Genomic DNA, 25,153 nt, shown 5'->3' on the forward strand with positions numbered 1-25,153 from the left:
CTTCTGTGATGCTTGTTCCAGCACGCGCGCAAAGTTTGCGCAAACGTTTGTGTTATCTCATGAAAGCGCCGAGCGGAGGGTCGTGTCAAGAGAGTTCGCGAATTTCCTGCCGGCCGCGTCGGGAAGTGACGCCGTCCCTCTGCGCTCGGTCAGCCGGGAAACAGGCCGCGAGTCTAGGTTTCAGCAGCGGCTGCGGTTCGGGTCCACGTGCGGTCGGAACGATGCTCTCGGCGCTGCAGGGTGGGCCCAGGCATCTTCGGCGAGATGGGCGGCACGCTGTGGGGGTTGGCATTATGGAATCGGCCTCCGAACCCAGCTATCGGTCCGTCGCGACGATGTCTCCGGTCAGCCGAAGGCCGAAACCACCCACATGAGAGCAGCTTCGGCCTCGTGCCGGTCGCTGGCCTCACGGGCGAAGAGCTCGTCGGTCTCGGTGAGCACGAGGACGTAGGGGCTGCCCTTGCGGCGCGTCACATGGGTCACCGGCAGGCCGGCACGGTCGATCAGCTGGTGGATGTGTTGTCGCCGTCGCTGGGCGAGCGGCCAGTCCAGGGTCCGCTCGGTGGGGGATCCGAGGAATCCGGCGAATCGCTGGCAGTCGGCACAGCCGCACCCGGACCAGCTGATCGACCAGTCGTCTGCTCGCTCCGGCTGCGCCAGCTGGCGGACGAGGCGCTCCCAGCAATCCTGAGATATGGCGGAAACCGTTGATGTTGCACGCAATCGGCTCGCGCGCAGAACAGCGACGAGCAGCGGAGTGATGGTGTCGTCGGCGTCGCGCAGCTGCGCCACGATGGTCTCGCCGAGTTCGGGCGGGGAGCACTGCACGAGGCTGGCCAGTGCCGGGCCGAGCTTGGTCAGGCCGGCAGCGCGATGGCCGGGGTGTTGCGAGTTCAGCGCGGCCCGCGCTTGCCGCCATACCTGTTGCCACATACGACCCGCGAGAATGTCTGCAGCAGTAGGCGAACCGTGGTCGATGAGCGCCCGGCATACCTGCGGGAGCGTGGTGCCGCACCAGTCGTCGCGGCCCTGGCCGCCGTAGTACCCCGCCTTGTCCCACTGGTCGAGCAGCGCGGTCCACCAGGCATCGCCGTATGCCGTCACGGCGGCCGCGAGGGGCTCCGCGTCCTCTCCGGTCACGGTCTCCAGCTGGTATGGCGCGAGCACGACCGACGCGGCGGTGGGATCGGCAAGGCCGCCGGCGACGCACAGCGCCGAACCGATGCTCGCAGGGTCGACCTGCCGCCAGAACCGTTGCAGTGAAACGGCATCGGCTCGCGCCTGGGCGAGGTCGCCGGTGTCGATCGAGCGTTGTATGGCGTCCAGCGCCCACGCTGGGTTTGCCTCGGCGCGATTGCTGAACGCCTGGTTGGCCGGCCACAGCACCACCGCGGACCGGTGATACCAGCGGTCGATCGTGTTGCCGTAATTGCCCATGTAGCCCTCGTACTCGGACTCGTAGGGTGCAAGGGCGGTGGTCGGGGGTTGCGGCACACACTTCGTCCCCGGTCAGTTGCAGGCTGACCTCTTCGCCGCGGGACATCCCCGGGGCGGTCCACCAGGTGAGGGAGATCTCGCCGTCGATGAGCTCGCCCCCCTCGACGTCGTCGCCGAGGTCGTCCCACTCGTCATCGAATTCGTCCTCGTACCAGCCATATTGGCCACCGCCATCCGCTACCGCGTCACGGGTTTCGTGCACGTCGACCAGCGCGAAGACAGCCTCGCAACCCGCGGCCGCCGCTGCAGCGCGCAACTGTTCGACCCGCTCGCCGTCGGCTCCCTTGAAGCGGCCCGCCGCCAGGCCGCGCTGGGTGTATTCGTGGTCGAGCAGGAATGCCAGCCGAGCGGGAGCACTGTCGTCATACCCACTGCGAAGGGTGTTGGTGAAATACTCGGTGAGGAGCGCCGCAGCGCGCGGGATCGTCTCTGTCGGAGCGGGTTTCGGCGGTGCGGTGAGCAGCAGGTTGAAGGTGAGGGTGACTCGGTAACCGGAGCGCACCGGCCGCACCTCGTGCCGGCGATCGGCGTAGAAGGCAACGAGGATCAGTTCGTCGCGGGACCCTCGGAAGATCCGTTCAGTGCCGCCGTCGTCGATCACCAGCTCGCCACCGGTGTGGATCGACGGCAGGGAGACCACGAGAGTGGCGACCATCTCGTCGTGCTTCTCGGAATCCTGGTGCGGCAGGAAGAACTGGCCCTTGCCGTAGACGAGCATCGAGTGGAGTTCGGCCCGCAGGGTGGCGTCCGGCGGCAGACCGAGTGTCTCGCGGAAGCCATCGAGCACCGTCTCGAGCTGCAGCTGCCACTGGTCGCCACTGAGGGTCACCTGGTCGGGCGTCAGCTCCCAGGTGTCGCGCACCGATGTGTCGTGGAGTGTTTCCCCACCGCTGCCGTATGCCGCCGGGCGGGCGACCGCGATCAGCTTCTTCGCCTGGGCGGCGCGGATCGGCAGGGTGCACGTCCCCGACGCCGGTGACGTGCACCTGCAGCGTGCCGGGGCCCAGTCGGCGTGGCTGGCCTCGTCCCCGGCGAGCAGGTGTGCCAGGCTCGTGCGGGCAGGCGTGGGCATGGTGGCCTTTCGGTCGGTCGGCAGCGAATCTGCTTGGGGGAGAACGCGTTCAGGCGAACAGCGCGAGCCGAGCGAGCCGGCGGGCGGCGGGGGAATCCGGCACGCCATACCGCTCGCCGCGGCCGGCGCCGAGCAAACCGAGAATCTCGCCGCTGGCGGGTCCGAGGTCGTCGCGGTGGAGTGGTGATCCGTCGGTCAGCGTCCAGCCGATCTCCGTCAGCAGGTGGGCTACGTCGTCCGTGAAGGCGAGTTGGTGCTCGATGGGGTTCATGGCGACCCCGCGGGCGGCGGCGTCTGCTGCCCAGCGCGAGTTCGGACCGACCTGCCAGCGCGCGGCGATGAACAGCAGGGTGGCGACCCGGATGTCCTGCTCGACATCTTCGGCCGCTCCGACGAGTGAGCGCGTGACGGCCTCGGTGAGTGCGGTGCGGTCGGTGGAAGCGAGTCGGCCGAGTTTGGTGAGCTGGAGCCGTCCCTTGTACTTGCGGATCAGGCCGGCGCGCGCGCACTCCTCGCGCAGCTGTGCGACCTCGGGCGTGACGTTCTCCCGGTTGCCCTTGCCGCCTTCCCATGCGACTCCGCTGGTCTGCCAGATCTGCTGCACGGCGCTGGGTGGCATCCACCCGGCCGCGCTGAGCTGGACGCCGTCGTCGCCGATCGCGTCGAGCACTGCCTGCCAAGGACGCAGGGTGAGTTGCCAGTCTTCTTCGGTGGGGTCCTCGGCCAATGTCATTGCGCGCGTGGTGATTCCGGCGAGGTCACGGACAAGCTCCGGCCGGCAGCGATTGAGCAAGGCGGTGAGCTCCGGGCCAGGCTCGGGCAACGACGGCCCGAGGTCGGCTTCCTCGAAACGCTGCAGCACTTCGTCGGGGGACGCGCCGACCCGCGAGATCGCCAGGTTCGCGTCGTCGAGCGAGAACTTGCCGGGGTCACAGTCGGCGGGCAGCCAACCGGCGTAGTCGCGCAGGTCGCCCGACAGGTGGGCCGGGTCGGGGTCGGCACGCAGCGCAGCGGCGAGTTCGTTCCATTGCCAGATGCCGCCGACGTCCTCGGGCGGGCACGCATTGCGGCCACCGGTGCACTGGGCCGGTGGGTCGTCGTCGGTCGCCGGGCGCACGGCTTCGACACACAGGATGTGCTCCCAGTTGTCGCCGAAATCGTAGGTGTAGCAGAGTTTCTCGCCCTCCGCGCGGAGCACCTGATCGAACCTGGCGCCTCGCTCATGAGTGCCGGTCTCGCCGTCGGCGGCGTCGAAGTCGGTGATGAAGTATGGCGGCTGACCCTCGCCCGTGTCCGGCCCGTCGAAGCGATGCAGGTGGCTGTCGAGCCAGCCGAACGCGGCTTGTAGGTGCTGGTGGACGACGTCGAGCCGGAGGTCGCCGCGCAACTCCAGACGGCGCCAGATCGGCGGGCGCGCACCGTCGATGTCCACGCGGACGGTGATCAGCAGCGGGTGCAACGGCGGATCCGGCAACTCGATCTCCGGATTGGCGCCGAAGTCGAAGTCGGTGAGCCCACCCTGGACCTGACGTGCCAACGCGCTGATCAACGCTGACGGGTCACCGCTGCGTGCCACCTGGTCGGGCAAGGCCTGCAGTTGCGGGTCGGTCGTGTTCTTCTTCTTCGGCATGCCTCAGTCTTGCAGGAGTGGCCAGTGCCGCCTCGCCGGTGGGGGCAGGACGGTCGAACCCGCCGTCCTGCTGTCAGGTCATCGGTGACGTGCTGACCCTCAGAACTCCCCAGCAAGTCGCTCGATCGGTTGGCCGGTCACTTCGGCGATGAGTTCGAAGTCGCGGTCGACATGCAGGAGGGTCAGCCCTTGTTCCTCTGCGATCGCCGCGAGGATGAGGTCTGAAACGCCGGGGCCGCGATGATGTCCCCGCGCAGCAAGTAGCCCCTGTACCTCGATTGCGCGTGATTCGGTGAATGCTGACATGAACACCGGAGGCATCAGCGACAGCGGTGGCCGACGACGGAATTGGTCCCAATCTCTCGCCCCTCGCGCTGAGTAGCCAAGTTCGAGGACGGTGACAGCTGCCACTCGTAACAGCCCACGTTGCAGCCGCGCCAGCCAGACGTCGACCTCCGTGGAGTCGGCGAGCCGCTGATATGCCGACTTGTCGACCAACCACTGCTCCGCGCGGCTCGCCACTACTCCCAGGCTCCGCGCATGATGTCTTCGTTGAGAACATCCGAGGTCAGCGACAACGACACACGCAGATCTGCGACGGTGATCGACTCGCCGTCATGGCGGCGCACCATCTGATGTGTCTCGCGGCGCAGGAACTCGTTCCGGGACATCCCTTGCCGGGCGGCGATCGTGTCGATCGCGTGCAGGTCGTCGTCGTCAACATTGCGGATGAGCACATCGGCCATTGCTATCACTCCTTTCGTTGATGATATCACCTGGGATTCGTTGGCGGAACCGAGAGCTACGGCGCTCAACGGGGAGGCGTTACCACGTGCCGCAATAGATGAACGCCGTCGACGCCACCCCGAGCCACTGCACGACGCGCATCGCCAGGTCGATGTTGGTGGCGTATCGGGCTGTGCGCAAACCGCTCAATTGTCCCGGCTGGCAACCGATGTGCCGGGCAAGCCCCGGCCAGGTCAGGTCGTCTTCGCGCCGCCGGTCGTCGAGCGTGGCGCCCATGCCGCGGACGTCCCAGCGCAGGCGATGCGCGGCGTCGGCCGCGGGAAGGCGTATGTCGGTAACCTCCCGGCCGTCCCCGAGGAAAGCCTCTGGCGGCAGGTCGAGCCAGCGCAGCATGAAGAGTACGTGCTGGCACGACGTACGGCCCTTGTCCCGCAGGCTGGTGATGGCCGAGGTGCTGATCGGGTGATCGCGAGGACGCCGCGCGTTGAGTTCGCCGGACGTCTCCCACAACGCCCGCGCCACGGCGGCCCACGTCATACCTTCGCTCGCGCGCTTGTCGTCGAGCGCTGCGTAGAGGCAGCCGGGTGTTGAACGACTGTATGGCGGGACGGTCAGCCATCCGCAGCCTCCTTCGCTGTGGCGTCAGCAGAGATGCTGCCACCTCCGTCTCGGCCGCACCTAGGCGAACGCCGCTGTCCCATCAAGCCGATCGGCCAGGTCCTCGGTGACCGCGCGGTGGTCTGCGACGAATGTCCGCAGCATCTCGTCGAAGAGTGTGGTCGAGAAGGCTGTCGGGCAGATGTGCAGTTGCTGCCAGATCTTCGAGCGGCGGTAGGTCCACCGCGACCAGCGGTGCCGGCGGTTGACGACGACCAGCTCCCGGGCGGCGTGCCCGGCGGAGGTGATGTTGTTGACGGCGAGAGTGAACAGTTCGATCGCCGGCTCGCCGGCGCTGACCCGCACCCAGAGCCGGACACCGTCGACGTGGAGAGGTATGTCGCCGTCCGAGCGCCATCCGCAGCCGCCAGGCCAGATCCTGGAAGCTGTCGACGCTGTTGCCGGCGTCGTCCCACGAGTAGGAGATCAGGATCCCTTGCCCCGCATCCACCGTCCTGGCCACGATCGTCCAGGCGTCGCCACCGTGCAGGTTGGGTGCGTGCAGGGTGAGCGTGTCGGTGTCATCCGGGTCGAACATGGTCGAAAAGTAGGCGGCGGCGCGCCGTTCGAACATGTCCCAGGGTCGCAAGGTGGTGCCGTGGATCTGCACCGGCCCGACCGTCTCGCTGCTCATCGTGACTCCGGCACAGTCCAGTGCCCGGGCTGCGCGACGACGGCTTCCGCCTCGGCCATCGCGGTCTCCCACAGGTTCCCGTCGATTGTGTTTCGGCCCAGTGCTTTTCGTATGCCGCGTGCGGCGTCTTCCGGGGTCTTGTGGCGGTGTTTAACGGCGTAGAGCAAGGCGACGGCGGGCGTGCGGTGCTCGGCCCGCACGCAGTGCAGAAGCACCCGGTGCTGGTCGCCGCTGAAGGAGTAGTGGTCGCGCATCTCGTTGGCGGCGTCGGCGGCGTCGTGCAGCGCCCAGGCGAGGTTGCCGTTGGCTGCCGGGTCGTCGCTGTCGACCAGCTACTGCTCGAGGTGCCGGGCGACGCCCCACGGCGCCAGGTCACCCTTGCCAAGCCGGCACAGCGAAACAACCGCGTCGCAACGGAGTTCGGCGGCGCGGGGCAGGTCGGCTTCGGTGCCGAGGACGACGTCGGGGTCGGCCGGCAGCGGCACGGCCAGGGTGCGCGTCTCGTGCAGCATCGACGCGACCCGTGGCCAGTTGCCGGCCTGGATCTGCCGCCCGATCCCGGCCGCTGCGGTCAGCAGGCCCAGCTGGATGAGGTCGTGTGCGGTGAGGCCCGGCCAGCCGTGCACCCGTCGTCGCCAGTCGTGCCGCAGACCGCTCACGCCATACCGGGCGCCGAGCAGGGCACCTGCGATCGCGGGCACGGTGTCGGTGTCGTGCCCGATCGAGATCGCCAGTTGGAGTGCGTCGTCGACGTGGTCGGGAGTGGGGTGCTCAGGCATCGTGTGATGGATCGCCGACCACGCGGCTTGCAGCGCCGTGACAGTGAAACCGTTCTTGCTGAACGACTTCGGGTCCTGCTGCTCTGCCTGGTCGAGCCACTCACGCCACTGGTCCCGCTCGTCGTCGGCGAGCAGGTCGAGCCCGGATCGTATGTCGAGACGCCCCTCGGTGACCGCGACGCGGATCGCTTCGGCGTGCAGCACGCACGAGGCGGCCACCAGCGGGTCGGCGTGGGTCAGTGCCGCGACGGCGCGCGCTGCGGCGGCGGTCGCGGCGCGGTCGCCGAGCCGGGTGAGGCCGACGACGCCGTTGCGCGTCAGGGCGCCGTTTCCGGCCGAGCGCGGATGGCTGGCCGCGTATTCGGTGGCAGCGGCTTCGAAGGCGTGGAACCACTCGATGCCCAGCTCGAACTTGCTCATCGAAGCATCGATGGCCGCACCGCCGATACACAAGTCGGCCCGGGCGATCACGGCGCTGGTCTGGTTGCCGATGTCGGAGGCGCCGCCGTGCCGCCAGCGATAGAAGGCCAGCGCAATGTCGGCGAGGGCGGTCTCGGTGGTGAGGTCGGCGCCGGTCGCGCTGACTTGGGCAATGCAGACGGTCATCTGGGTGTCGTCGGACCATTCGCCGGGGGAGTAGGGGCCGAGGCCACCGCCGGCCATGAACGCGTCGCCGGCGACGATCGGTGGCGCGAACTCGTAGGGCACGCCGAGTGCGTCGCCGATTGCCTGGCCGAGCAGCACGCCGGCCGCTCGGTCCTGTTGAGCGGGAGTCAGTTTCATCCGCAACCTCCGTTATTTATGTCGATACGACAATAATGAACGTTGGTCGCCATACTTGTCAAACTGACCTAAACTGCCTGTATGACGACTCCGGATCGACTGGTCGCCTGGGTGGCGGCGGACATCGTGGCACTGACGCTGCGCGACGGTGTGTTGCAGGTGGCGCTGGTGAAGCGGAAGGCCCCGGCGGCGCGCGGGCAGTGGGCGCTGCCCGGCGGGTTCCTGTTGGAGGAGGAGTCGGCAGAGCAGGCTGCGGCGCGTGAGCTGGCCGAGGAGGTGGGGCTGGGGATCGGCGCGGTGCGCTTGGAGCAGCTGGGCACCTACTCGGCGCCGAAGCGTGATTTGGAACATTCGCGGCGGGTCATCTCGGTCGCCTATCTCGCGCTGGCCGCGAACCTGCCGGAGACGGTCGCCGGCACCGACGCCGGCGAGGCGTCGTGGGTGCCGGTCGAGCAGGCGGCCACGCGTCGGCTCGCCTTCGACCACCAGACGATCCTGACCGACGGTGTCGAGCGCGCGCGGGCGAAGCTCGAATATTCAACGTTGGCAACGAGTTTCTTGGACAGCGAGTTCACCATCAGCGAATTGCGCGCCGTCTATGAAGCAGTGTGGGGCGTGCGCCTTGACCCGGCCAACTTCCACCGCAAGGTCTCCGGCACCCCCGGCTTCATCGAACCGACCGGCGAGATGCGCCGCGGTCGTGGCCGTCCGGCCGCGCTCTTCACAGCCGGCTCGGCGCAGTCGCTCAACCCGCCGTTGACGAGGTAATGCGTATCAGGCTCCGGAACATGGATGCGAGTGATGTCGATCAAGTCATTTCGCGATGTCCAAGCCGGCTAGGTGCTTCCGCAGCCGCAGGGACATGGGAAGGAAGGTTCCGAAGGTCAACCCCCCCGGACGCGACAGCTCCAAGTACCGGAACGAACTTCGCGACACCGCTCGCGAAGACCTGCTTTGTCATTCGGAACCCGAGAGCGGTGGCGACCTTCTTGACGATCGGATAGACCGCTCCCTGCGTCAGCGCCTTCTGAGGAAGCCTGACGAGCACGCGAGACGAGGCCGGGGTCGCCACTTTGGAGACCCCGGCCTGAGCCGCGTTTACCCCAAACATCACACTGAGCTGCTCGCCGAAATTCGGACAGTTAGTATCCGATGGTTCGTGCAACAGAATTTGTTTCGTACCAGTCCTTTTCGGCTTGATCCGGTGTGCGGTAACCGAGTGCGGAGTGGCGTCTTCTCGTGTTGTATCGTAACTCGATCCAGTGGGTAATGTCAACACGTGCGTGTTCCCTTGTCGGGTAAACTGTGCGGTGCACGAGTTCATTCTTCAGCGTGCCGTTGAATGATTCAGTCCACGCGTTATCGTAGCAAATACCGGTACGCCCGACGGATCGTGTTACCCCGATATTGTTCGTGAATTCGGCGTACACGTGGGACGTGTACTGCACGCCTCTGTCGGTGTGCATAATGGTGATTCCGGCACGGGTGTGCCCGTTATGGTGTGCCATGCCCAACGCGTCGGTGACCAGGGATGTGCGCATATGGTCGGCCATGGCATACCCGACAACCTTCTTCGTGCAGCAGTCCAGGACGGTGGCCAGGTACAGCCAGCCCTCCCATGAACGAATGTAGGTAATGTCGCCCACGAGCTTGGTCGCTGGTTGCTCGGCGGTGAAGTCCCGGTTCACCAGGTCAGGTGTCTGGCCGGCGTCGCAGGAGATCGTCGTGGTCGGCCGCCAGGGCCGCGGCTGGCACGGCATCAGGCCCAGGTCCCGCATGATCTGCCGGACCGTGTCATCGTCCACGTCCCACCCCCAGGCGGCCAGGTCGGCGTGCACCCGCCGGTACCCGTACGTTTCGTCCGAGGCGGTGAAGCTGTGCTCGATCAGCACCGCGAGCTGCTCACGCCGAGCCGCGCGGGCCGAGACCGGCCGGCTCGCCCAGGCGTAGTACCCCGACCGCGACACCCGCGCCCACCGGCACATCGACGCGACCGTCCACGCCCCGCCTTCTTCGCCAGCGATGAACGCGTACTTGACGCTCACCGCTGTTCCTTCGCGAAGAAGGCCGCCGCTTTTTTTAGGAATGCCCGCTCTTCCCGCAGCTCACGATTCTCCCGCTCCAACTGCCGTAACCGGGCACGCTCCGAAACACTCAACTCCGGCTCGGCCACCACTTCATCCGGGTGCGCACGACGATACGCCGAAACCCAATTCCCCAAAGTCTGCTCCACCACACCCTGCTCCCGGGCAACACTCGCGATCGTCCGAGACTTCTCAATCACCTCCCGCACACACTCGTCCTTAAACTCCGGCGAGTAAAACTTCTTCCCAGCCAACTCAACAACCCTTTCAATCAACCCCAAAGAAATCACATCCTTGGGACCAACTGTCCAAGACTCGCCGGGCACCTCATTCCTTAGCGTGTCGGGCAGACATCCTGCTGACCTCCAACGTCAAGGATTTTGTATGGGAGGGCAGCGACGTCTACTACGACACCATGACGCCCGACGAGTTCTTCGTGCTCGTTGATGATGCAGCACCGGCCGTGGTGCGCGCAGTGACCTGCGAGCAACGCGACTACTGGGTCAGCAGGACGAACGAGGCCGACCTCTGCGCAATGCTGAGGGGAGCATCCTGTCCGGAGTTCGCCAAACGTGTGCTCCATCACCTGCATAGCCTCGCCGGAATCCACATCAGCGGCGAGCCGTGACACGTTCCCGGTCGCGTGCCTGTATCTGCTACGGCCAGGCCCTTCTCGGAATCTGAACTCGCCAATCTTCCGGCGCCAGGGCATCCGGGTCGTCATAGCCAGCGCGCAACCCGGCGACCTTGGACTCGCGCAGTGGGAGATCGTCGGCACGTCACCCGGGTGAAGCGTCGCACGCCGCTGCTGGATGTGCGCTCTGCCACTGGCGTCCGGCGGTGTGCGCGACGAAGACGTGGCCACGGATCAGCTGGTGAATCTGGTCGGCGACATCGACGTAGCGAGGAGCCCCAGGTAGCCGGGCAGCGGTGACGCCGTGGGTATGCACCGGCCCTGGGTCTCGCTCCGGATCGATCAGGGTTGACCACTGCTGCTCGATGGCACCGTCAGCGGTCAGTTGGGCGACCGCGATCTGCAGCACGCGGTCGTTGTCGGGACTGAGCCCAGTCGTCTCAAGGTTGACGACGGCGTCGCTATACGAGAACGGGAATGACAGCGGAGTTCTGGCAGATTTTGATCTCCCCTGGGAGTCCAGGATCGATCAAATTTTGAGAAAGTCACCGGTCGCGCGAGCGGCGACCCGTGGTCGTAGTGGGGTACGGTGCGGGCCGCAAGTTCCCACACTGGACGACGGCCGCACGGTGACCGGTAAAAGGGGTAGCGGATGAGTGAAATACCCTCAGGAGCAATGAGACTCGCCGAGGCGCCGTGGCCAAGAGTCGGCATTGCGCAAGCAGCTGGCGGAAGGGACAAGTCATGGTGAAGGCGACAGGCGCCGCAACAGCTGGCGGACAGAGGATCCACCGGCTGAAGATCACGCTGCACGGTACGCAGCCGCCGATCTGGCGTCGCGTTGAGGTGGACTCGGAGTGCACGCTTGGGCAGTTGCACTACGTCATCCAAGCAGCGTTCGGCTGGGAGGACGAGCACCTGTGGGTGTTTGAGACTCGGGCCGGCGAGTTCGGAGTGCCGCATCCTGAGGTGAGGCATCGAGATGCGGGTTCGCAGCAGCTGAGTGGCGTGGCGCGGCGGACGGGCAGCCGGTTCAGTTACACATATGACCTTGGCGACTGCTGGCAGCACGACATCGTTGTCGAGGCAGTCACTGAGCGCGAGCCTGATGTCACCTATCCGCGGTGTATGGCGGGCCGACGCGCCTGCCCGCCCGAGGACTGCGGCGGCGTCTGGGGTTACGGGTGGTTGATGGAGGTGCTCGCCGATCCCGGCCACGAAGAGCACGCAGACCGGCTGGACTGGATGGGCCTGGACACCGCGGACCAGTTTGATCCGGCTGCGTTTGACGTGGCTGAGGTCAACGGGGTACTCGCGAAGATGTCGGGGCGCGGTCCCCGTGGATGAATGGACGCGCAAGGGTGCGACGCTGAGCGACAAGTCGGCGCGCAACGAGTTCGGGCTGACCCAGGAAGAGATCGAGGACGCGATCCAGGCTGGTTCGCTGCAGTTCCGATGTGCTGCGATGCACGGGAATCCGTGGCTGCGGCTGCTCCGCAGGGACGTGGAGGCGTACGTCAGAACGACGCGGGGCGAGGACTACCTCGCACAGCGGCAGGCACGGGCAGAGCTGGCCGAAGTCGACCGCGAGTTGAAGCGCCTGCGCGCGCAGCTGGCCGAGTTGGAAAGCCGACGGTCAGAGCTCAGCGCCCGAGTTGAGGCGACCGGCGAGCGTTTGCCGGACAAGCCAGCCGGCTGACGTGCCTGGAGATCGCGTACGAAATCAGCATCACCGCAGCACACTTTGAGAACACCGGCGGCGACCGGGCGGCGTGTTCGACATACCCGGCCAGCGCCTGGTGTGCGCGAACGTCCCATATCGCCCGCGATAACATTTGAACTACCCTTGGCCACATGGACATTCGAGCCGAACGTGTCGCCGCAGGCCTCAGCCAGGCTGAGTTGGCGGCTCTGGCCGGAGTGCCCCAGCCGAATCTCTCCGCCTACGAAAACGGCCGACGCGGGCCGAGCCCGGCCGTCACGGAGCGATTGACTCGAGCGCTTGCTGGCCGACCGCACGACCGGATTGCCAAGCACCGCAGGGGGATTCGCGACACTGTTGCTGCGTGTCACACCAGCGATCCCAGAGTCTTCGGCTCGGTCGCGCGCGGCGAGGACACCGCAGGGTCGGACGTCGACATACTTGTGCAGTTCACCGATGAGGCATCGCTGCTGGACGAGGTGGCGCTACGTCTTGCATTGACCGACCTGCTCCGGGTGGAGGTTGACTTGGTGGCGGAAGACACGTTGCGCGGCGCGTCGCTTGACCGGCTGCAGGCCATTCCTCTATGACGCTACGAGAGGCATTGGACGCGCTTTCAGCGTCGTCGGTGTGTGCGATGCGCTGAAGGCGATGACAACCGACGAATACCAAGCGTTTGCAGGTGATTTGCGCACGCAGTGGGCGGTGGAGCTGGGTCTCATCCGCATCGCCGAGGAGGTCAATCGCCTTCCCGCCGACGTCCTCAAGTGATTCCCGGACCAGCCGTGGCGAGAGATCATCGGGATGCGCGACCTCGCCGCACACCAATATAACGAACTCGATCCGGGCAGGGTATGGCGGACGGCGACCCGCGACGTGCCGGCACTCCGCTCGTCCCTTGTCGGCACGGTGATCCCCGCCCTACGGAACTGAGGACCCGCGCAACACGGCGGTCCGCGGCCGCAGGTCGAGGTCAGTCATCGAGCAAGGCTTCCGCGACCATCTCGTCGGTGATGGCACGGCCGGATCTGGAGGGCAGGAGCGCGAGCCCGTGATCGACCGCGCCCGTGGACGACTGACGTGCCAGGCCAGCCAGCGCGAGCGCCGAGATTGCTTCTCCGACGCTCCTGTTGAGCCCTTCGTCGACCCCGGCCCGCGCAGCCGTGAGCACGCGCGGATCAATGTCCACGGTGGTCCGCATGGAACCCACGTTACCTACCGCACGTACCTGTACCGGCGCGCGCTGCGGCTGCCCTGCCGCCATACAACCGGAAGGGCAGCCGCACGCGAGGGAAGGCTCAGTAGTCCGTGACCTTGTCCCAGAACGAGCAGTTGTGTTGTGCCGCAAAGAAACTGCTCGGCACGGTGGCGCTGGTATCGGCCGGCTGCAGCGACATCACCGGGTGACCGGAAGCGCTGAAGAGCTGCCACAGCGGGGTGTTCGGTGCCACCGGGTTGCCGGTGCGGGCCAGGTGCGTCCACTCCAGGAGCAACTGCAACTGCAGTGCGGCCTGGTTCGGGTCGAGCTTGGCGGTGTCGTAGTGCACCAGGCCGTTGGTGCCGCTGTGCTAGGCCCCGAGCACGTCCGTTGTGTCCTCACCGGCCGGGTTGTCGGCGTCGGTGTTGATGTCGGCATACACCCGCATGTGCTTGGCCGCCTTGGTGTCCAGCTGCAGCATCGGGCAGACCGAGGCCGAGTCGGCCATCGTGGTCCGGTACGCGGTGTATGGCGAGCTGAATCTGCTGAGGGGGTAGAGCTTTTCGACGGTCGGCGCGAGTTTGCCGAACTCTTCCTTCATCAGCAACCGATAGTGCGCGGGTGTGTCCGCGACGACGATGTCCGGTGTGTCTGCGTTGCTGTAGACCCCGCCGTTGAACTCGTCGCGCCCGACGTCGGTGATCAGCGTGACGTGGTTGGCGTGACCGGTCGTGATCGCCTGCACCGGTGACATGGTCAGCGTCGTGCCGTTGATGATCGGGCCGATGGTGCCGCCGCCGGTCGGGTCCCCGACCTGGTCGCCCTCCTTGATCAGCGTCGCAGCCGGGATCTTGCGCAGGCACGCCGCGACGTGCGCGGCCTTTCCGCATCCGACCTTCTGCGCGAATCGCGCTCCGGCCTGTTGCGCCTGCTTCTCGGTGAAGTAGGTCGACTTACAGTTGGCCTTCGACCAGACGATATTGTTCTGGTAATTGTAGAACCCGCTGATGCTGATCGCGTTCTTGAACAGTCCCTTCGCGGTCGGCGACGCTACCTGGGCGCAGGTGCTCGCGCCACCGGCCGACTCCCCGAAAACCGTGACGTTGTCGGGGTTTCCACCGAATCGGGCGATGTCCTGCTTGACCCACCGCAGGCCCGCCTGCTGGTCTTGCAGGCCGTAGTCGCCGGAGTGCGCGCCGAGCGACTTGTCGGCCAGGAAGCCGAGCACGCCAAGCCGGTAGTTCACGTAGACGTAGACGACCTTCCCGGTCCGCACCAGGTTCGACCCGTCGTCGGTGCGCGCCTCGCCGAGGAAGCCGCCGCCGTGGAACTCGAACATCGCCGGCAATTTCTCGCCCGGGCGGGCGCCGGCCGGCACTTGCACCTTGACGTTCAGGCAGTCTTCGCTGGTGCCGGTCGAGGTGAAGACGTTGGAGCATTCCTTGGCCTGGGTGGTGCTGCGCAGCACACCTGTCCACGGTTTCGCCGGTTGTGGCGGTCTCCAGCGCAACTTTCCGACCGGTGGCGCGGCATACGGGATGCTCGTGTATGACGTGACGCCGTCCGCGGTCACGCCACGCACCTTGCCATTTGTGGTGGTCACGGTGGTGCCGACGGAGCAGGGTATGGCGGACGCCCCGTGTGTGGTCGCGGCATACGCGCTGCCACCGAGCGTCAGCGCTAGCGCGAGGCCGCCCGCGGCGGCCGAAGCAATGACGGGAGAAGTGGGACGGAATCCAGAGCGCATCGAAAACTCACCTTCCGCGAGGGTCTGCGGTTGGGCGCGATCAATCTCCGTCGGTCGCGAAATGCGTTGCGGCTGGCGTAGATCCGGTCGGGTCACAGACCCGCGCACAGTTATCGGAGTTGGTCGGCGATCGCTGCTGCGTCGTCGGCACCGGGCCATTCCATGGAACTCCTGTGCATGGGTCTACCGGCAGGTAGCAGCGGTCCCACACGGGATGTTTCGGTGAGCGGCCGGTGTTGGTCGGTGAGCGGCTGGCGTCACGTGATCAGTCCTAGCCGACTGCGTCCCACAGCACGTCGCTGCTGATGTCCACGATCGACGTCAGGCCGCACAGCGCCATCGTCATCCGTAGCTCGGTCCAGAGCCGCTCTACGACATGCTGAACACCGGCGGCACCATCGACCGCGAGGCCCCACAGGTACGGGCGACCGATTAGCACTGCATCGGCACCGAGCGCGATTGCCTTCACGATGTGCTCGCCGTGCCGTATCCCGCCGTCAACCAGCACCGGTACGCGACCGGCAACGCGGCTGGCGACGCCTGGGAGTGCTGCAGCCGTCGCCGGCACAGGGTCGAGGTTTCGTCCTCCGTGGTTGGACACGATGATGCCGGACACACCTGCTGCGACTGCTCGTTCGGCGTCGTCGGCGCGGAGGACTCCCTTGACGAGAACTGGCACCGGTTGCTCATCACACAGGGCTGCGACATCGTCCCAGCTCCAGCTCGCGTCCAGTGCCGGACGATAAATATCTAAGGGGTCAGAAGGGTTGTCCAGTGCGCCGGGAAGCCTGCCCAGTACGCCGAACTCAAGACCATCGGGCAACGTCACGCCATCCCAGCCCTGCGCCGACCGGATCCCAGCCACGGGGTTGTCCATTGTGATGACTATGGCTTCGGCGCCGAGACCGACTGCCTCGGCTAACACGTCGCGCATGTACCGGGTGTATGGCGCTGGATTCAGCTGATGCCACCAGCGTCCGGTGCAGGCTGCTGCAATGTCCGCGAGCGGTGTCGTTGTATAGGAGCTGACAACGTAAGTTGCTTCCGATGTGCTCGCGCCACGAGCAGTGGCCAACTCACCCTCCGGGTGTGCCAGCCTGTGGCAACCAGTCGGCCCCAGTAAGATCGGGTGGGGGAGTCGCGAGTTGAGAAGCTCAACCGACGTATCGAGATCGGAGACATCGACACCGACCCGGGGAGAGAGGGTGAGCGCCGCGAATGCAGCGTCGTTTCCTGCTGCGGCGCTCCCGGAACTCGCCGCCGACATGATGTAGCGGTAGGCGAGGTCCGGCAGCTCTTCTCGTGCGAGGTCGCGCAGTTCGGGGATGCCGGTCAGTGCGCTCACGCGGGGATCTGCCCAGCAGTCACTAGGCCGCTGCGGATCCGGCCCAGAGAGTGGGAGTCGGTGATCGGCAGCTTTGGCTTGCGGGGGTAACCACCGGCCTGGCCGAGGATGTTCATTGCCGCCTTGAGCGATGCCTGCATTCCGCCGTACCTCCAGTTGTAGTCGTCCGCATCCCCGCGCAGCGCAAATTGCATCGCCTCGAAGCGGTCGGCGATCTCCAAAGCCTCAGAGGTGCGCCCTTCGAGCACCAGGTCGAAGAAGGCCGGTTGTTGTGCACCGAGAAGCATCCCTGAGCCGATGCAGCCGTCGCCACCGAAGCCGCTGCTGATGAGCGCGACGCCCAGCCGGGTGATCAGGTGACCGAAGACCCGCAGCCGATCGCCGGTCAGCTGGATCGTCTGCAATAGCTCGTCCGTGCTAGGGGCGCTCTGCTTGATCGCGACGACGGTGTCAATGTCGCCCAGCGCACTCAGCTGCGTGGGGCTAAGTCGCGCAGCGGAATCCTGTGGGAAGTTGTAGAGCCAACCAGGGAGTGGGCATGACTCAAAGATCGACCGGAAGTATCCATTCGCCTCCTGGAAAGTAGGACGTGTGCCGGGTGGTACCGCGGCCATTACGGAGGTTCCACCTGCCTCGGCTACGTGGGCTGCAAGTTGCTGTGCAACTGTCGGCGTCCACGCGGTGACATTGATCGCGGTCGGTACGCGTCCGGCGACGGTCGCAATCACCACCTCGGCAACGCGGCGACGCTCGTCAACACTCTGCGCCGTCCACTCGCCCGTACTGCCATTGACAAGGATGCCGTGTACTCCGTCATCAATCACGCGCCTCGTTATTGAGGCTAGCGCGTTCTCATCCAGTGCGCCGTCCTCATCGAAAGGGGTGGGCAGCGCTGCCCAATAGCCGTACCAGTCCACGTCGTCGCGATTCATTCTATCCCTACTTCTCGTTCAATCTTTGGGTAGCCTCTTGGCGTTGTTATTGCAGGACTTTGGACAAGAAGACCTGAGTCCGTTCCGACTTCGGGTGGTCGAGCACCTCGTTCGGCGCGCCACGCTCGATGATTACGCCCTGGTCGAGGAAGCAGATCTGGTCAGCGACACCCCGAGCGAATCCCATTTCGTGGGTGACGATGATCATCGTCATACCTTCTGCCGCAAGCAACTTCATCACCCCGAGCACTTCACCAACCATCTCCGGGTCGAGCGCCGACGTCGGCTCGTCGAAAAGGATGCACTCCGGATGCATCGCCAGTGAGCGGGCAATTGCGACCCGCTGCTGTTGCCCACCGGACAGCTGCCGAGGGTAGCTCTCCTCCTTCCCGGCTAGTCCGACCTTTGCCAAGAGTTCGTAAGCCTCCTTGCGTGCTTCGGCCTTGGTGGTCTTCTTCAGTCGAATCGGACCAAGCGCGATGTTTTGTGCGGCGGTCATGTGCGGGAATAGGTTGAAGTGTTGGAAGACCATGCCTACTCGTTGACGAATCCGGTCAACCTCCTTGTGGCTTCGTCGGCCGGTGATTTCCTTCCCGTCCAACAGGATCCGGCCTCCGTCGGCCGTCTCAAGCAGGTTGATGCAGCGCAACATGGTGCTCTTGCCAGACCCGGATGCGCCACACAGGCAGACGACTTCACCACGCTCGACGTGCAGGTCGACACCTTTGAGGACGGGCGCGGCTCCACCGTACGTCTTCTCCAGCTTTTCGACGGTGATCATGCGATTGACACCCTTCGTTCGACGATTCGCGACGCCAGTGTCAGCACGTAGTTCACGACGAAATACAGCGCGCCCATCGCGGCGAGGATCGGAAATGCCTGAAAGTTAGCGGAGTAGATCGACTCGCCCCGCATCGTTAGTTCCGCAACGCCGATTACCGACAGGAGAGAGGAGTCCTTCACGCAGATCGTGCATTGATTGATGTATGAGGGGATCACCTGGCGAAATGCCTGCGGCAGCACCACCAGACGCATCGTCAATCCCCTGGACAATCCGATCGCACGACCTGCCTCAGTCTGGCCACGGCCGATCGCTTGGACGCCGCCGCGTACGACTTCACCGACGTACGCCCCGATGTTGAGCGAGAGAGTGGCCACACCGGCGACCTCGGGAGACCAGCTGAAGTTCAGCAGTTCCGGAAGGCCGAAGTAGAGGAACAAGATCTGTACGAGCAACGGCGTGCATCGAAAGACATTGACGTAGACGGTCGAGATGCCGCGAACGACAATGTTGCCCGAGATGCGCATGAGTCCGACGATCACGCCGATAACAGTCGCGAAGGCGATCGAGAGCGCGCTGAGTGCTGCTGTCCACCAGAGGCCCTTGAGCAGTAGCGGCATGGCGTCAGAGATGACGCTAACGGCGTTGGAGTGCATCACGACCTCACTGGACTTCGCCGAACCATTTAATCTGCAGCTTCTTTACAGTGCCGTTCTCATTGAGCTCCTTTAGTGCGGCGTTGAGTCGCTGTATAAGTTGGGGCTTGCCTTTTGCGACGGCGATCGCTGCCGGAGTGGTTGTGAGGTTGCCACCGACTATGCGCAGCTTCATCTTTCCCTGTTTGATCATGTAAATCATTGAGATGCGATTCATGACCAGCGCTTGCGAGTGTCCACTCTGGACGTCTTGGTAGTCTGCAGTGGTCGATTGGAAACCAGTTGCGGTGCCACCGTATTTCTTCGCCAGTGCCTGCGCCTGGGTGTAAGTGACAGAGCCGACCGTGCCGGCGATACGCTTGCCCTTCAGGTCGGCGAGCGAGGTGATGCGACTGTTGACCGGAACTCCGAGTACCAGATGGTCGTTGAATGTTGGGGCAGTGAAGTTGACTGCCTTCTGTCGTTCTGGCGTGATGTCCATGCCGGCCATTGCGGCGTCGAGATGCTTGGACTGTATGCCTGTGAGGAGCGCACCGAATGACATGGTCTGGTATGTGACGGTGAAGTTGCCCACCTTGGCGGCGGCCGCGAGCAGTTCCTGCTCGTAGCCGGTTAGCTTGCCGTTCAGAGCAAAATCGGCAGGCGGGTAGTCGTCGATGGTGCCGACCTTGATCGTGAACTTATTGTTGCCCGAGTAGTTGCTCGACTTCGAGCTGCAAGAGGCGAGCGGAGCCGCGACGAGTGCTGCGGCAAGCACTGTGACAGCCGCTCGGGGAAGCGTCTTCATGGGGGACTCCAAGGAGTTCGGGAGGGTGGTGCCCTCGTGTGGGACACCACGAAGCTAACAGTGAGACAAGTCACAGATGAATCAAGAATGAGGGAGTTCAATACCTATTCAGGCATGAGGATAGGGCCGTGCGCCCGTTGCCCCGCCCACCCAACGAGGACGTCGTCGGGGTCGCACAGTTGGCGGAGTTGCTCGCGAAGCAATCGCAGCTCTTCTGGGACATAGCGCCGGTACGCGTGATGATTCTTTGGGCCGACGCCGTGCTCGGCGCTGAAGCTCCCTCCGTGGCCTTGCACCACGATGTCGAACACCAACCGGTCGAGCCCGACCTGTTCGTGGCCAACTGTCGGCGTGCCGGATGGCAGGGCGAGGATGAGGTGCAAGCCGCCGTCGGCGACGTGCCCGAGTTCGATCGGTATGACGGACGGGAAAGATGCGGCGAGGCAGTCACGCAGGGTCGTCCGCAGCCGGCTGATGTCGCCACGCGGCACGGACACGTCGTAGCTGAGCGCCGGCTCCATCCGTTCGGTGATAGCGGGCACGATCCGACGAATCTCCCACAGCGACTCGACATCGCCCGTCGTCGCATCCTCAAGAAGTCCCTTGTCTGCGGCTGACTCGAGGCTGCGTTGCAGGAGGGCCTCGGCGGAACTGTCGTGTGTTCCGACTTCGATTAAGAGGCAGTCTCGATCGACGCAGGGGAGCCGCTGCAATAGGCGGGAGTGCTGGCCTTTCAGAAGCGCAATGCCGGCAGGCGATAGTAGCTCGAACGAGGTGAGGGTCTCCCCGCAAGATCGCTCGAAGTGGGCGACTGCACTTGACAGGTCCGCATTGATCGCCAACGAGATCCACGCGGCCGCACGGGCACGCGGCAATGGATCGACCTCGACGGTTGCTGCTGTCACCACGCCGTACCGGCCCTGGGTGCCGACGAAGAGCTGTGTTGCGTCGAAACCTTCGTTGCGTTTGCGTAGGGGCGACAGTGTGTCGATGACCGTGCCGGCCCGGTCGGGCAGCACGGCCTGTACGCCGAGCAACCGCTTGCGTACGTCGCCATAGCGGATGACATTTGCGCCCGCGGTGTTCGTCGACACCATCCCGCCGACGTTTGGGTTGGATCCGACCTCGATCGGAAACCGTAGGCCGTCCTCGGCCAGGCGGTCCTGAATCTCGGCGAGAGTCCACCCCGCGGATGCGGTGAGGGTACGGGATGCGGCATCAAGGAGAAAGCTCGAGCGGAGACGTTCGGTGCTCAGGACGACCTGCCCGCCGGAGACGTCCGGCACACTGGCACCAACAAGACCGGAGTTGGCGCCCTGCGGCAGCACCTGAAGGTTCGAAGAACGTGCGATGCGAAGCGACGAGCGAACCTCTTCGGTGCATCGAGGCCGGAGCACGAGCCCAGCGCGGCCTGACCACAGATTCGGGCTGGCCTCGTAGCGGCCCAGGTCGTCCTCGGGCGTCAGCACGCCGCCGGGGCCGAGCTCCCGGGCAAATTCGTCGATGACCTTAGGAGCGATGGTCGCGGGAACGGTGTCGATCATGGAGTCATGATCACATCTATCGAGTACTTGACTGATAGCTGATTGTGGGAGAACGATAGCAATATGGATATGGATCCGACGATCCAGCAGCTTCGAGCCTTTCAGATGACGGCTCAGGAGCTACACTTCGGCCGCGCGGCGGCGCGGATGCATATGACGCAACCACCGCTGACCCGGCACATCAGAGCGCTGGAGGACGCAGTCGGCACCCCGCTGTTCGATCGGAGTTCTCGGCGGGTCGAGCTGACACCAGCCGGGAAGTCATATCTGGGAGAAGTGGAAGTGATTATCGCGCGGCTCGACCGGGCGCGGGAGGAGGCGAGGCGGGCCAGTCTCGGCGAGATTGGGCAGCTGAAGATCGGCTACCTCGAGCCACTCGGACGTGGCCACCTGACTCGTGCACTGCGCAAGTTCCTATTGCTCCATCCGCGGCTCGACGTGGTGACCTACCAACTGGATTCGTGGGAGCAGGTGCAGCGGTTGCACGACGGCACGATCGATTGCGGTTTCCTACGCAGTCCGGCGAACGTCGTTCCAGACCTGGAGTATTTGGAGGCCTACTCCGATCCGTTCGTCGCTGTCGTCCCCGACAATCACCGGTTGGCACACAATCGGGCCAAACCCATTGAACTGGCCGAACTAGCGGACGAGCCGTTCATCAGTTATCTGGGTGCGATCGGTCAAGGAATGATCAACGTGATGCTGAATGCTTGTGCGTCGGTCGGATTCGTGCCTAACGTCATCCGACAGGTGCAAAACACCATGACTCTCCTCGCTCATGTCGCCAATGGCGACGGGGTCGGATTGGTCTCTGGTGCCCTGGAGGACTATGCCGACGTCGGCGTCCGATTTCTGCCCCTGCGTGGTGAACCGGCATGCTCGACCGTGGTGATGGCTGTCCGCCGCGGTGGCTGGACGCCGACGCACCGAGACCTTCTGCACCTTGTCTCGCAGGCGGGCGCTACAGGACAGCACAAAGCTCCCAGGCAGAACCCAGTTTGCCGGCCGCGAACCCCCCGCGGCGCCTGAGCCCGCCATACCCTGGCACGATGAGCATCGTCGCGCTGGTGGTCACGCTGCTCCCGATTCTCGTGTTCGTGGTGGTCGCTGTCGTCGTAGTGCGTGCCAGCAAGGGCGCACCGCCGCGCGGCGGTGCGGGGTATGACGTCGCCACCGGCTCCGGGACCTGGTTCGCGCGCGTGCGTCAGCCGGGTCTGCACCTCGGCGGCTGGGGCCAGTTGCGGGTGTATGGCGGGCAGGTCTCCTACACCCCGCACGGTTCCCGCGCACCCGCCTGGACCTCGCTCGCCAGCCAGCTGCGCGTCGTGCGGCCCAGCGCCCTGGAGACGTCGTTCACCGCAGAGGTCCCGCAGGTCGGCCGGGTGCTGATCGAGCCGAGCACGAGCAAGCTGGCGCGCTGGCGGTCGGCCGGCTGGCAGGGCTCGGACTATCGCACGACTCAGGACGTCGTGACGATCCTGCAGGGGTGGGGCGCGCACTGCTGATCACGGCGGCAGGGCCGATGGTTTCCGGTGCGGCACGACCCGCTCGGTCGTAATGTGGCGGTATGCCAGGTTCAATCCTCGGAACGCGCGTCCGCAGAGTGGAAGATGCCGACCTGGTGGTCGGTGCCTCCACCTTCGTCGGGAATCTCCAACTCGACGGGTTGCTGCACGCGGCGTTCGTCCGGTCCCCGTTCGCCCACGCCCTCCTGCAGGGCGTCGACACGAGTGAGGCGGCCGCGGCACCCGGCGTGATCGCGGTCTTCACCGCCGACGACCTCCACCTGCCGCCGCACTTCGGGTTGATGGTCGTCAATCCCGATCTCCCACGCCCGCCGCTGGCGACCGACCGGGTCCGCTTCGTCGGCGAGCCGGTGGCGATCGTCGTCGCGGAGACACGCGCAGCGGCGGCCGACGCCGTCGAGCTGGTCGACGTCGACTACGACCCGCTGCCGGCGGTCACCGACGCGGAAGCTGCGCTCGCACCCGGTGCCGAGCTGCAGTTCCCGGACTTCGGCACCAACCTGGTGATCGGCAATCGGGCTGCGACGCAAGAGGATCCGCTTGCCGGGGCCGAAGTGGTCGTGCCTGCCCGGATGGTCAATCAACGGGTCGCTGTCGTCCCGATGGAGGGCAACGCGATCGTTGCCGACCCGTGCGGGGACGCAGCGCACGAGCTCGTCATCCACGCCTCGACCCAGATGCCGCACGGCTTCCAGGCGATGGTGTGCGCCGAGTTCGGCCTGGCTGCCGAACGGGTGCGGATCATCGCGCCGCACGTCGGCGGCGCCTTCGGCGGCAAGGCGGGTATGGCAGCCGAGCACGCGGCGGTGATCGGTGCCGCCCGCGCGCTGGGTCAGCCGGTGGCCTGGGTGGAAACCCGCTCGGAGAACGTCCAGGGCATGCACGGGCGCGGCCAGGTCGGCTACTACGAACTCGGCCTCACCCGCGACGGCCGCATCACCGGCCTGCGGGCGCGCGTCATCGGCGACTGCGGTGCCTGGGCCGGCTTCGGGGGCGCGCTGCCCATTCACATGACCGCACTCATGGTGCCCGGCGTGTATGACGTCCCGGTCGTCTCCTACAGCGCCTGCTCCGCGACGACCAACACAGCTCCGATGGGTGCTTTCCGGGGAGCGGGCCGGCCTGAGGCGGCGGCGCACATCGAGCGGCTGATGGACATCGCCGCGGACCAGATGGGCATCGATCCGGTCGACCTGCGCAGGCGAAACTTCATCGACCCCAGCGCTTTTCCGGTGACGACGCAGGTCGGGGCGACATACGACTCGGGCGACTACGACCTGCCGTTGCGCGAAGCACTGCGGCTGGCCGACTACGACGGGTTGCGCGCGGAACAGGCCCGGCGTCGCGATGCCGGAGACGTGGTGCAGCTCGGCATCGGCGTCAGCGTCTACGTCGAGGTCACCGCGCCGGGCGGGGGCTCGGAATTCGGTTCGGTGACCGTGCATGACGACGGCACCGCGACCGTCTCGTCGGGCACGTCGGCACACGGGCAGGGCCACGCGACGGCGTTCTCGATGCTCGTCTCGGACACGCTCGGGATCCCCATGGACAGGATCACCTACGTGCAATCCGACACCGCCGTGGTCCCCCGCGGTGGCGGCACCGGCGGGTCGCGATCGCTCCAACTCGGCGGCAGCGCAGTCGTTTCCGCTGCGCGCGAAGTGCGCGAGCAGGCGCGCCGGCACGCCGCGACCCTGCTCGAAGCGGCCCTCGACGACATCGTGCTGACCGAGGAGGGCACCTTCGGTGTCGCCGGAGTGCCCACCGGAGCCACCGTGAGCTGGACCGAGGTGGCCGCCGCCGCTGGGCAAGCGGGCCAGGATCTCTCCGCCGGGCTCGACGTCAACCAGGAGGGGTCGACCTTTCCATTCGGAGCGCACGTCTCCGTCGTCGAGGTCGACACCGAGACCGGCCAGGTCCGCCCTGTGCGGCACGTCGCGGTCGACGACTGCGGTCGTGTGCTCAACCCGTTGCTGGTCGAGGGCCAGCAACATGGTGGCCTCGCCCAGGGCATCGCGCAGGCGCTCTATGAAGAGGTCGTCTTCGACGCCGACGGTCAGCCGATGACCGGCACGCTCGCCGACTACGCGATGCCGAGCTCGGCGGACCTGATCTCCTTCGAGACGGCGTCGACGGTGACCCCGTCGCCGCTGAATGCGTTGGGGGCCAAGGGGATCGGCGAGTCGGCGACCATCGGCTCGACGCCGGCCGTGCAGAATGCCGTGGTCGACGCCGTCAGTCACCTCGGGGTCCGGCACATCGACCTGCCGTGCACTCCGCAGCGGGTCTGGCGGGCGATCCAGGATGCCCGCGCCGGCACGCTGCCCGATGTATGGCGCGAGCCGCCCGACGTCTTCGCGGACCTGCCGGTCAGCGGCGGCGTGGACAACGCCGCTGGTATCTGACGCTGTCGTCGCG

At 65.7% G+C, this 25,153-nt stretch carries 28 protein-coding genes and 2 pseudogenes; 10 read left to right on the forward strand and 20 right to left on the reverse strand.

Annotation, left to right across the window (positions count from 1 at the left end; translation table 11 throughout):
- Nucleotides 1-345 precede the first annotated feature (345 nt).
- From EFY87_RS20790 to EFY87_RS04580, 9 genes and pseudogenes are all read right to left on the reverse strand, one after another.
- Nucleotides 346-1,494, reverse strand: a complete 1,149-nt coding sequence (locus tag EFY87_RS20790) for a hypothetical protein (RefSeq protein WP_123270288.1) — start codon at nucleotides 1,492-1,494, stop codon at nucleotides 346-348.
- A 529-nt stretch (nucleotides 1,495-2,023) separates the two neighbouring features.
- Nucleotides 2,024-2,677, reverse strand: a pseudogene (locus EFY87_RS21290) (2OG-Fe(II) oxygenase family protein); the annotation flags it as partial.
- Entirely contained in the window at nucleotides 2,619-4,199 is a 1,581-nt protein-coding gene (locus EFY87_RS04550) for a plasmid pRiA4b ORF-3 family protein (protein WP_123270289.1), read from the reverse strand. The pseudogene EFY87_RS21290 and the gene EFY87_RS04550, both read right to left, overlap by 59 nt.
- Nucleotides 4,200-4,298: 99 nt before the next feature.
- Nucleotides 4,299-4,721: a PIN domain nuclease gene (locus tag EFY87_RS04555; protein ID WP_123270290.1), complete on the reverse strand. Its 423-nt coding sequence runs from the start codon at nucleotides 4,719-4,721 to the stop codon at nucleotides 4,299-4,301.
- The gene (vapB, locus tag EFY87_RS04560) at nucleotides 4,721-4,945 is read right to left on the reverse strand and encodes a type II toxin-antitoxin system VapB family antitoxin (protein ID WP_123270291.1); all 225 of its coding nucleotides are present in this window, start codon (nucleotides 4,943-4,945) and stop codon (nucleotides 4,721-4,723) included. The genes EFY87_RS04555 and vapB overlap by 1 nt, the downstream gene beginning before the upstream one ends.
- A gap of 79 nt (nucleotides 4,946-5,024) precedes the next feature.
- Entirely contained in the window at nucleotides 5,025-5,483 is a 459-nt protein-coding gene (locus EFY87_RS04565) for a hypothetical protein (RefSeq protein ID WP_220093508.1), read from the reverse strand.
- 141 nt (nucleotides 5,484-5,624) lie between these two features.
- On the reverse strand, nucleotides 5,625-5,981 hold the full coding sequence (locus EFY87_RS04570) for a T3SS (YopN, CesT) and YbjN peptide-binding chaperone 1 (protein ID WP_425459353.1): 357 nt from the start codon (nucleotides 5,979-5,981) through the stop codon (nucleotides 5,625-5,627).
- A 252-nt stretch (nucleotides 5,982-6,233) separates the two neighbouring features.
- Nucleotides 6,234-6,491 (reverse strand): protein-tyrosine phosphatase family protein, encoded by a 258-nt coding sequence (locus EFY87_RS20800; RefSeq protein ID WP_123270294.1) that lies wholly within the window; start codon nucleotides 6,489-6,491, stop codon nucleotides 6,234-6,236.
- Between the two features lie 78 nt (nucleotides 6,492-6,569).
- A complete protein-coding gene (locus EFY87_RS04580; RefSeq protein WP_123270295.1) occupies nucleotides 6,570-7,799 on the reverse strand; it encodes an ADP-ribosylglycohydrolase family protein in 1,230 nt (409 codons plus the stop codon).
- Between the two features lie 81 nt (nucleotides 7,800-7,880).
- Between EFY87_RS04580 and EFY87_RS04585 the strand changes: the two genes are divergently transcribed.
- A complete protein-coding gene (locus tag EFY87_RS04585; protein WP_123270296.1) occupies nucleotides 7,881-8,567 on the forward strand; it encodes an NUDIX hydrolase in 687 nt (228 codons plus the stop codon).
- A gap of 374 nt (nucleotides 8,568-8,941) precedes the next feature.
- Here EFY87_RS04585 and EFY87_RS04590 read toward each other — a convergent pair.
- Nucleotides 8,942-10,137, reverse strand: a protein-coding gene (locus tag EFY87_RS04590) for an IS3 family transposase (protein ID WP_123270492.1) whose coding sequence is annotated in 2 segments (ribosomal slippage) — nucleotides 8,942-9,882 and nucleotides 9,882-10,137 — 1,197 coding nt in all. Because the reading frame shifts where the segments join, the coding sequence is not laid out codon by codon here.
- Nucleotides 10,138-10,298: 161 nt separating this feature from the next.
- Between EFY87_RS04590 and EFY87_RS04595 the strand changes: the two genes are divergently transcribed.
- The gene (locus tag EFY87_RS04595; protein WP_123270297.1) at nucleotides 10,299-10,511 is read left to right on the forward strand and encodes a hypothetical protein; all 213 of its coding nucleotides are present in this window, start codon (nucleotides 10,299-10,301) and stop codon (nucleotides 10,509-10,511) included.
- Between the two features lie 151 nt (nucleotides 10,512-10,662).
- On the opposite strand, the gene EFY87_RS04600 is transcribed toward EFY87_RS04595, so the two are convergent.
- Nucleotides 10,663-11,043, reverse strand: a complete 381-nt coding sequence (locus tag EFY87_RS04600) for an exonuclease domain-containing protein (RefSeq protein ID WP_123270298.1) — start codon at nucleotides 11,041-11,043, stop codon at nucleotides 10,663-10,665.
- Nucleotides 11,044-11,261: 218 nt separating this feature from the next.
- Between EFY87_RS04600 and EFY87_RS04605 the strand changes: the two genes are divergently transcribed.
- The 5 genes and pseudogenes from EFY87_RS04605 to EFY87_RS21295 all read left to right on the forward strand — a co-directional run.
- Nucleotides 11,262-11,864, forward strand: coding sequence for a plasmid pRiA4b ORF-3 family protein (locus tag EFY87_RS04605; protein WP_123270299.1), 603 nt, complete (start codon nucleotides 11,262-11,264; stop codon nucleotides 11,862-11,864).
- The gene (locus EFY87_RS04610; protein WP_123270300.1) at nucleotides 11,857-12,216 is read left to right on the forward strand and encodes a hypothetical protein; all 360 of its coding nucleotides are present in this window, start codon (nucleotides 11,857-11,859) and stop codon (nucleotides 12,214-12,216) included. Before EFY87_RS04605 ends, EFY87_RS04610 begins: the two co-directional genes overlap by 8 nt.
- Nucleotides 12,217-12,371: 155 nt before the next feature.
- Nucleotides 12,372-12,809, forward strand: coding sequence for a helix-turn-helix domain-containing protein (locus tag EFY87_RS04615; protein WP_123270301.1), 438 nt, complete (start codon nucleotides 12,372-12,374; stop codon nucleotides 12,807-12,809).
- A gap of 40 nt (nucleotides 12,810-12,849) precedes the next feature.
- A complete protein-coding gene (locus tag EFY87_RS20225; RefSeq protein ID WP_158607507.1) occupies nucleotides 12,850-12,990 on the forward strand; it encodes a ribonuclease HepT family protein in 141 nt (46 codons plus the stop codon).
- Between the two features lie 15 nt (nucleotides 12,991-13,005).
- A pseudogene (locus tag EFY87_RS21295) lies at nucleotides 13,006-13,152 on the forward strand (HepT-like ribonuclease domain-containing protein); the annotation flags it as partial.
- Nucleotides 13,153-13,192: 40 nt separating this feature from the next.
- Here EFY87_RS21295 and EFY87_RS04625 read toward each other — a convergent pair.
- The 9 genes from EFY87_RS04625 to EFY87_RS04665 all read right to left on the reverse strand — a co-directional run bounded on the left by EFY87_RS04625 (nucleotide 13,193) and on the right by EFY87_RS04665 (nucleotide 21,209).
- The gene (locus EFY87_RS04625; protein ID WP_181445438.1) at nucleotides 13,193-13,420 is read right to left on the reverse strand and encodes a hypothetical protein; all 228 of its coding nucleotides are present in this window, start codon (nucleotides 13,418-13,420) and stop codon (nucleotides 13,193-13,195) included.
- Between the two features lie 97 nt (nucleotides 13,421-13,517).
- Nucleotides 13,518-13,766 carry a hypothetical protein gene (locus tag EFY87_RS04630; RefSeq protein ID WP_123270303.1) on the reverse strand — a complete coding sequence of 83 codons (249 nt, stop codon included), beginning with the start codon at nucleotides 13,764-13,766 and terminating at the stop codon, nucleotides 13,518-13,520.
- A gap of 21 nt (nucleotides 13,767-13,787) precedes the next feature.
- Nucleotides 13,788-15,164, reverse strand: a complete 1,377-nt coding sequence (locus EFY87_RS04635) for a carboxylesterase/lipase family protein (RefSeq protein WP_158607508.1) — start codon at nucleotides 15,162-15,164, stop codon at nucleotides 13,788-13,790.
- 271 nt (nucleotides 15,165-15,435) lie between these two features.
- Entirely contained in the window at nucleotides 15,436-16,509 is a 1,074-nt protein-coding gene (locus EFY87_RS04640) for an alpha-hydroxy acid oxidase (protein WP_123270305.1), read from the reverse strand.
- Nucleotides 16,506-17,441 (reverse strand): dihydrodipicolinate synthase family protein, encoded by a 936-nt coding sequence (locus tag EFY87_RS04645; protein WP_123270306.1) that lies wholly within the window; start codon nucleotides 17,439-17,441, stop codon nucleotides 16,506-16,508. Before EFY87_RS04645 ends, EFY87_RS04640 begins: the two co-directional genes overlap by 4 nt.
- A gap of 46 nt (nucleotides 17,442-17,487) precedes the next feature.
- Complete coding sequence (locus EFY87_RS04650) at nucleotides 17,488-18,222, reverse strand: amino acid ABC transporter ATP-binding protein (protein ID WP_123270307.1); 735 nt, start codon at nucleotides 18,220-18,222, stop codon at nucleotides 17,488-17,490.
- A complete protein-coding gene (locus EFY87_RS04655) occupies nucleotides 18,219-18,878 on the reverse strand; it encodes an amino acid ABC transporter permease (RefSeq protein ID WP_123270308.1) in 660 nt (219 codons plus the stop codon). The genes EFY87_RS04650 and EFY87_RS04655 overlap by 4 nt, the downstream gene beginning before the upstream one ends.
- A gap of 7 nt (nucleotides 18,879-18,885) precedes the next feature.
- Nucleotides 18,886-19,665 (reverse strand): substrate-binding periplasmic protein, encoded by a 780-nt coding sequence (locus tag EFY87_RS04660; protein WP_123270309.1) that lies wholly within the window; start codon nucleotides 19,663-19,665, stop codon nucleotides 18,886-18,888.
- Nucleotides 19,666-19,769: 104 nt separating this feature from the next.
- Nucleotides 19,770-21,209: an FAD-binding oxidoreductase gene (locus EFY87_RS04665; protein WP_123270310.1), complete on the reverse strand. Its 1,440-nt coding sequence runs from the start codon at nucleotides 21,207-21,209 to the stop codon at nucleotides 19,770-19,772.
- 42 nt (nucleotides 21,210-21,251) lie between these two features.
- Between EFY87_RS04665 and EFY87_RS04670 the strand changes: the two genes are divergently transcribed.
- The 3 genes from EFY87_RS04670 to EFY87_RS04680 all read left to right on the forward strand — a co-directional run bounded on the left by EFY87_RS04670 (nucleotide 21,252) and on the right by EFY87_RS04680 (nucleotide 25,140).
- Complete coding sequence (locus tag EFY87_RS04670) at nucleotides 21,252-22,238, forward strand: LysR family transcriptional regulator (protein ID WP_148043254.1); 987 nt, start codon at nucleotides 21,252-21,254, stop codon at nucleotides 22,236-22,238.
- A 20-nt stretch (nucleotides 22,239-22,258) separates the two neighbouring features.
- Complete coding sequence (locus EFY87_RS04675; protein WP_123270312.1) at nucleotides 22,259-22,714, forward strand: hypothetical protein; 456 nt, start codon at nucleotides 22,259-22,261, stop codon at nucleotides 22,712-22,714.
- A 62-nt stretch (nucleotides 22,715-22,776) separates the two neighbouring features.
- Nucleotides 22,777-25,140 carry a xanthine dehydrogenase family protein molybdopterin-binding subunit gene (locus tag EFY87_RS04680; protein ID WP_123270313.1) on the forward strand — a complete coding sequence of 788 codons (2,364 nt, stop codon included), beginning with the start codon at nucleotides 22,777-22,779 and terminating at the stop codon, nucleotides 25,138-25,140.
- Nucleotides 25,141-25,153 lie beyond the last annotated feature (13 nt).

The sequence above is a fragment of the Flexivirga caeni genome, assembly GCF_003724155.1.
Taxonomy (GTDB): domain Bacteria; phylum Actinomycetota; class Actinomycetes; order Actinomycetales; family Dermatophilaceae; genus Flexivirga; species Flexivirga caeni.

Excerpts from the sequence above, each read along its gene's own strand:
- vapB (WP_123270291.1), bottom strand. The coding sequence starts at position 4,945 with ATGGCCGATGTGCTCATCCGCAATGTTGACGACGACGACCTGCACGCG.
- EFY87_RS04595 (WP_123270297.1), top strand. The coding sequence starts at position 10,299 with ATGACGCCCGACGAGTTCTTCGTGCTCGTTGATGATGCAGCACCGGCC.
- EFY87_RS04675 (WP_123270312.1), top strand. The coding sequence starts at position 22,259 with ATGAGCATCGTCGCGCTGGTGGTCACGCTGCTCCCGATTCTCGTGTTC.
- EFY87_RS04660 (WP_123270309.1), bottom strand. The coding sequence starts at position 19,665 with ATGAAGACGCTTCCCCGAGCGGCTGTCACAGTGCTTGCCGCAGCACTC.
- EFY87_RS04615 (WP_123270301.1), top strand. The coding sequence starts at position 12,372 with ATGGACATTCGAGCCGAACGTGTCGCCGCAGGCCTCAGCCAGGCTGAG.
- EFY87_RS04605 (WP_123270299.1), top strand. The coding sequence starts at position 11,262 with ATGGTGAAGGCGACAGGCGCCGCAACAGCTGGCGGACAGAGGATCCAC.
- EFY87_RS04645 (WP_123270306.1), bottom strand. The coding sequence starts at position 17,441 with ATGAATCGCGACGACGTGGACTGGTACGGCTATTGGGCAGCGCTGCCC.
- EFY87_RS04625 (WP_181445438.1), bottom strand. The coding sequence starts at position 13,420 with ATGCGGACCACCGTGGACATTGATCCGCGCGTGCTCACGGCTGCGCGG.
- EFY87_RS04665 (WP_123270310.1), bottom strand. The coding sequence starts at position 21,209 with ATGATCGACACCGTTCCCGCGACCATCGCTCCTAAGGTCATCGACGAA.
- EFY87_RS04565 (WP_220093508.1), bottom strand. The coding sequence starts at position 5,483 with ATGACGTGGGCCGCCGTGGCGCGGGCGTTGTGGGAGACGTCCGGCGAA.
- EFY87_RS04635 (WP_158607508.1), bottom strand. The coding sequence starts at position 15,164 with ATGCGCTCTGGATTCCGTCCCACTTCTCCCGTCATTGCTTCGGCCGCC.
- EFY87_RS04655 (WP_123270308.1), bottom strand. The coding sequence starts at position 18,878 with ATGCACTCCAACGCCGTTAGCGTCATCTCTGACGCCATGCCGCTACTG.
- EFY87_RS04580 (WP_123270295.1), bottom strand. The coding sequence starts at position 7,799 with ATGAAACTGACTCCCGCTCAACAGGACCGAGCGGCCGGCGTGCTGCTC.
- EFY87_RS20800 (WP_123270294.1), bottom strand. The coding sequence starts at position 6,491 with ATGCGCGACCACTACTCCTTCAGCGGCGACCAGCACCGGGTGCTTCTG.
- EFY87_RS04650 (WP_123270307.1), bottom strand. The coding sequence starts at position 18,222 with ATGATCACCGTCGAAAAGCTGGAGAAGACGTACGGTGGAGCCGCGCCC.
- EFY87_RS04680 (WP_123270313.1), top strand. The coding sequence starts at position 22,777 with ATGCCAGGTTCAATCCTCGGAACGCGCGTCCGCAGAGTGGAAGATGCC.
- EFY87_RS04585 (WP_123270296.1), top strand. The coding sequence starts at position 7,881 with ATGACGACTCCGGATCGACTGGTCGCCTGGGTGGCGGCGGACATCGTG.
- EFY87_RS04550 (WP_123270289.1), bottom strand. The coding sequence starts at position 4,199 with ATGCCGAAGAAGAAGAACACGACCGACCCGCAACTGCAGGCCTTGCCC.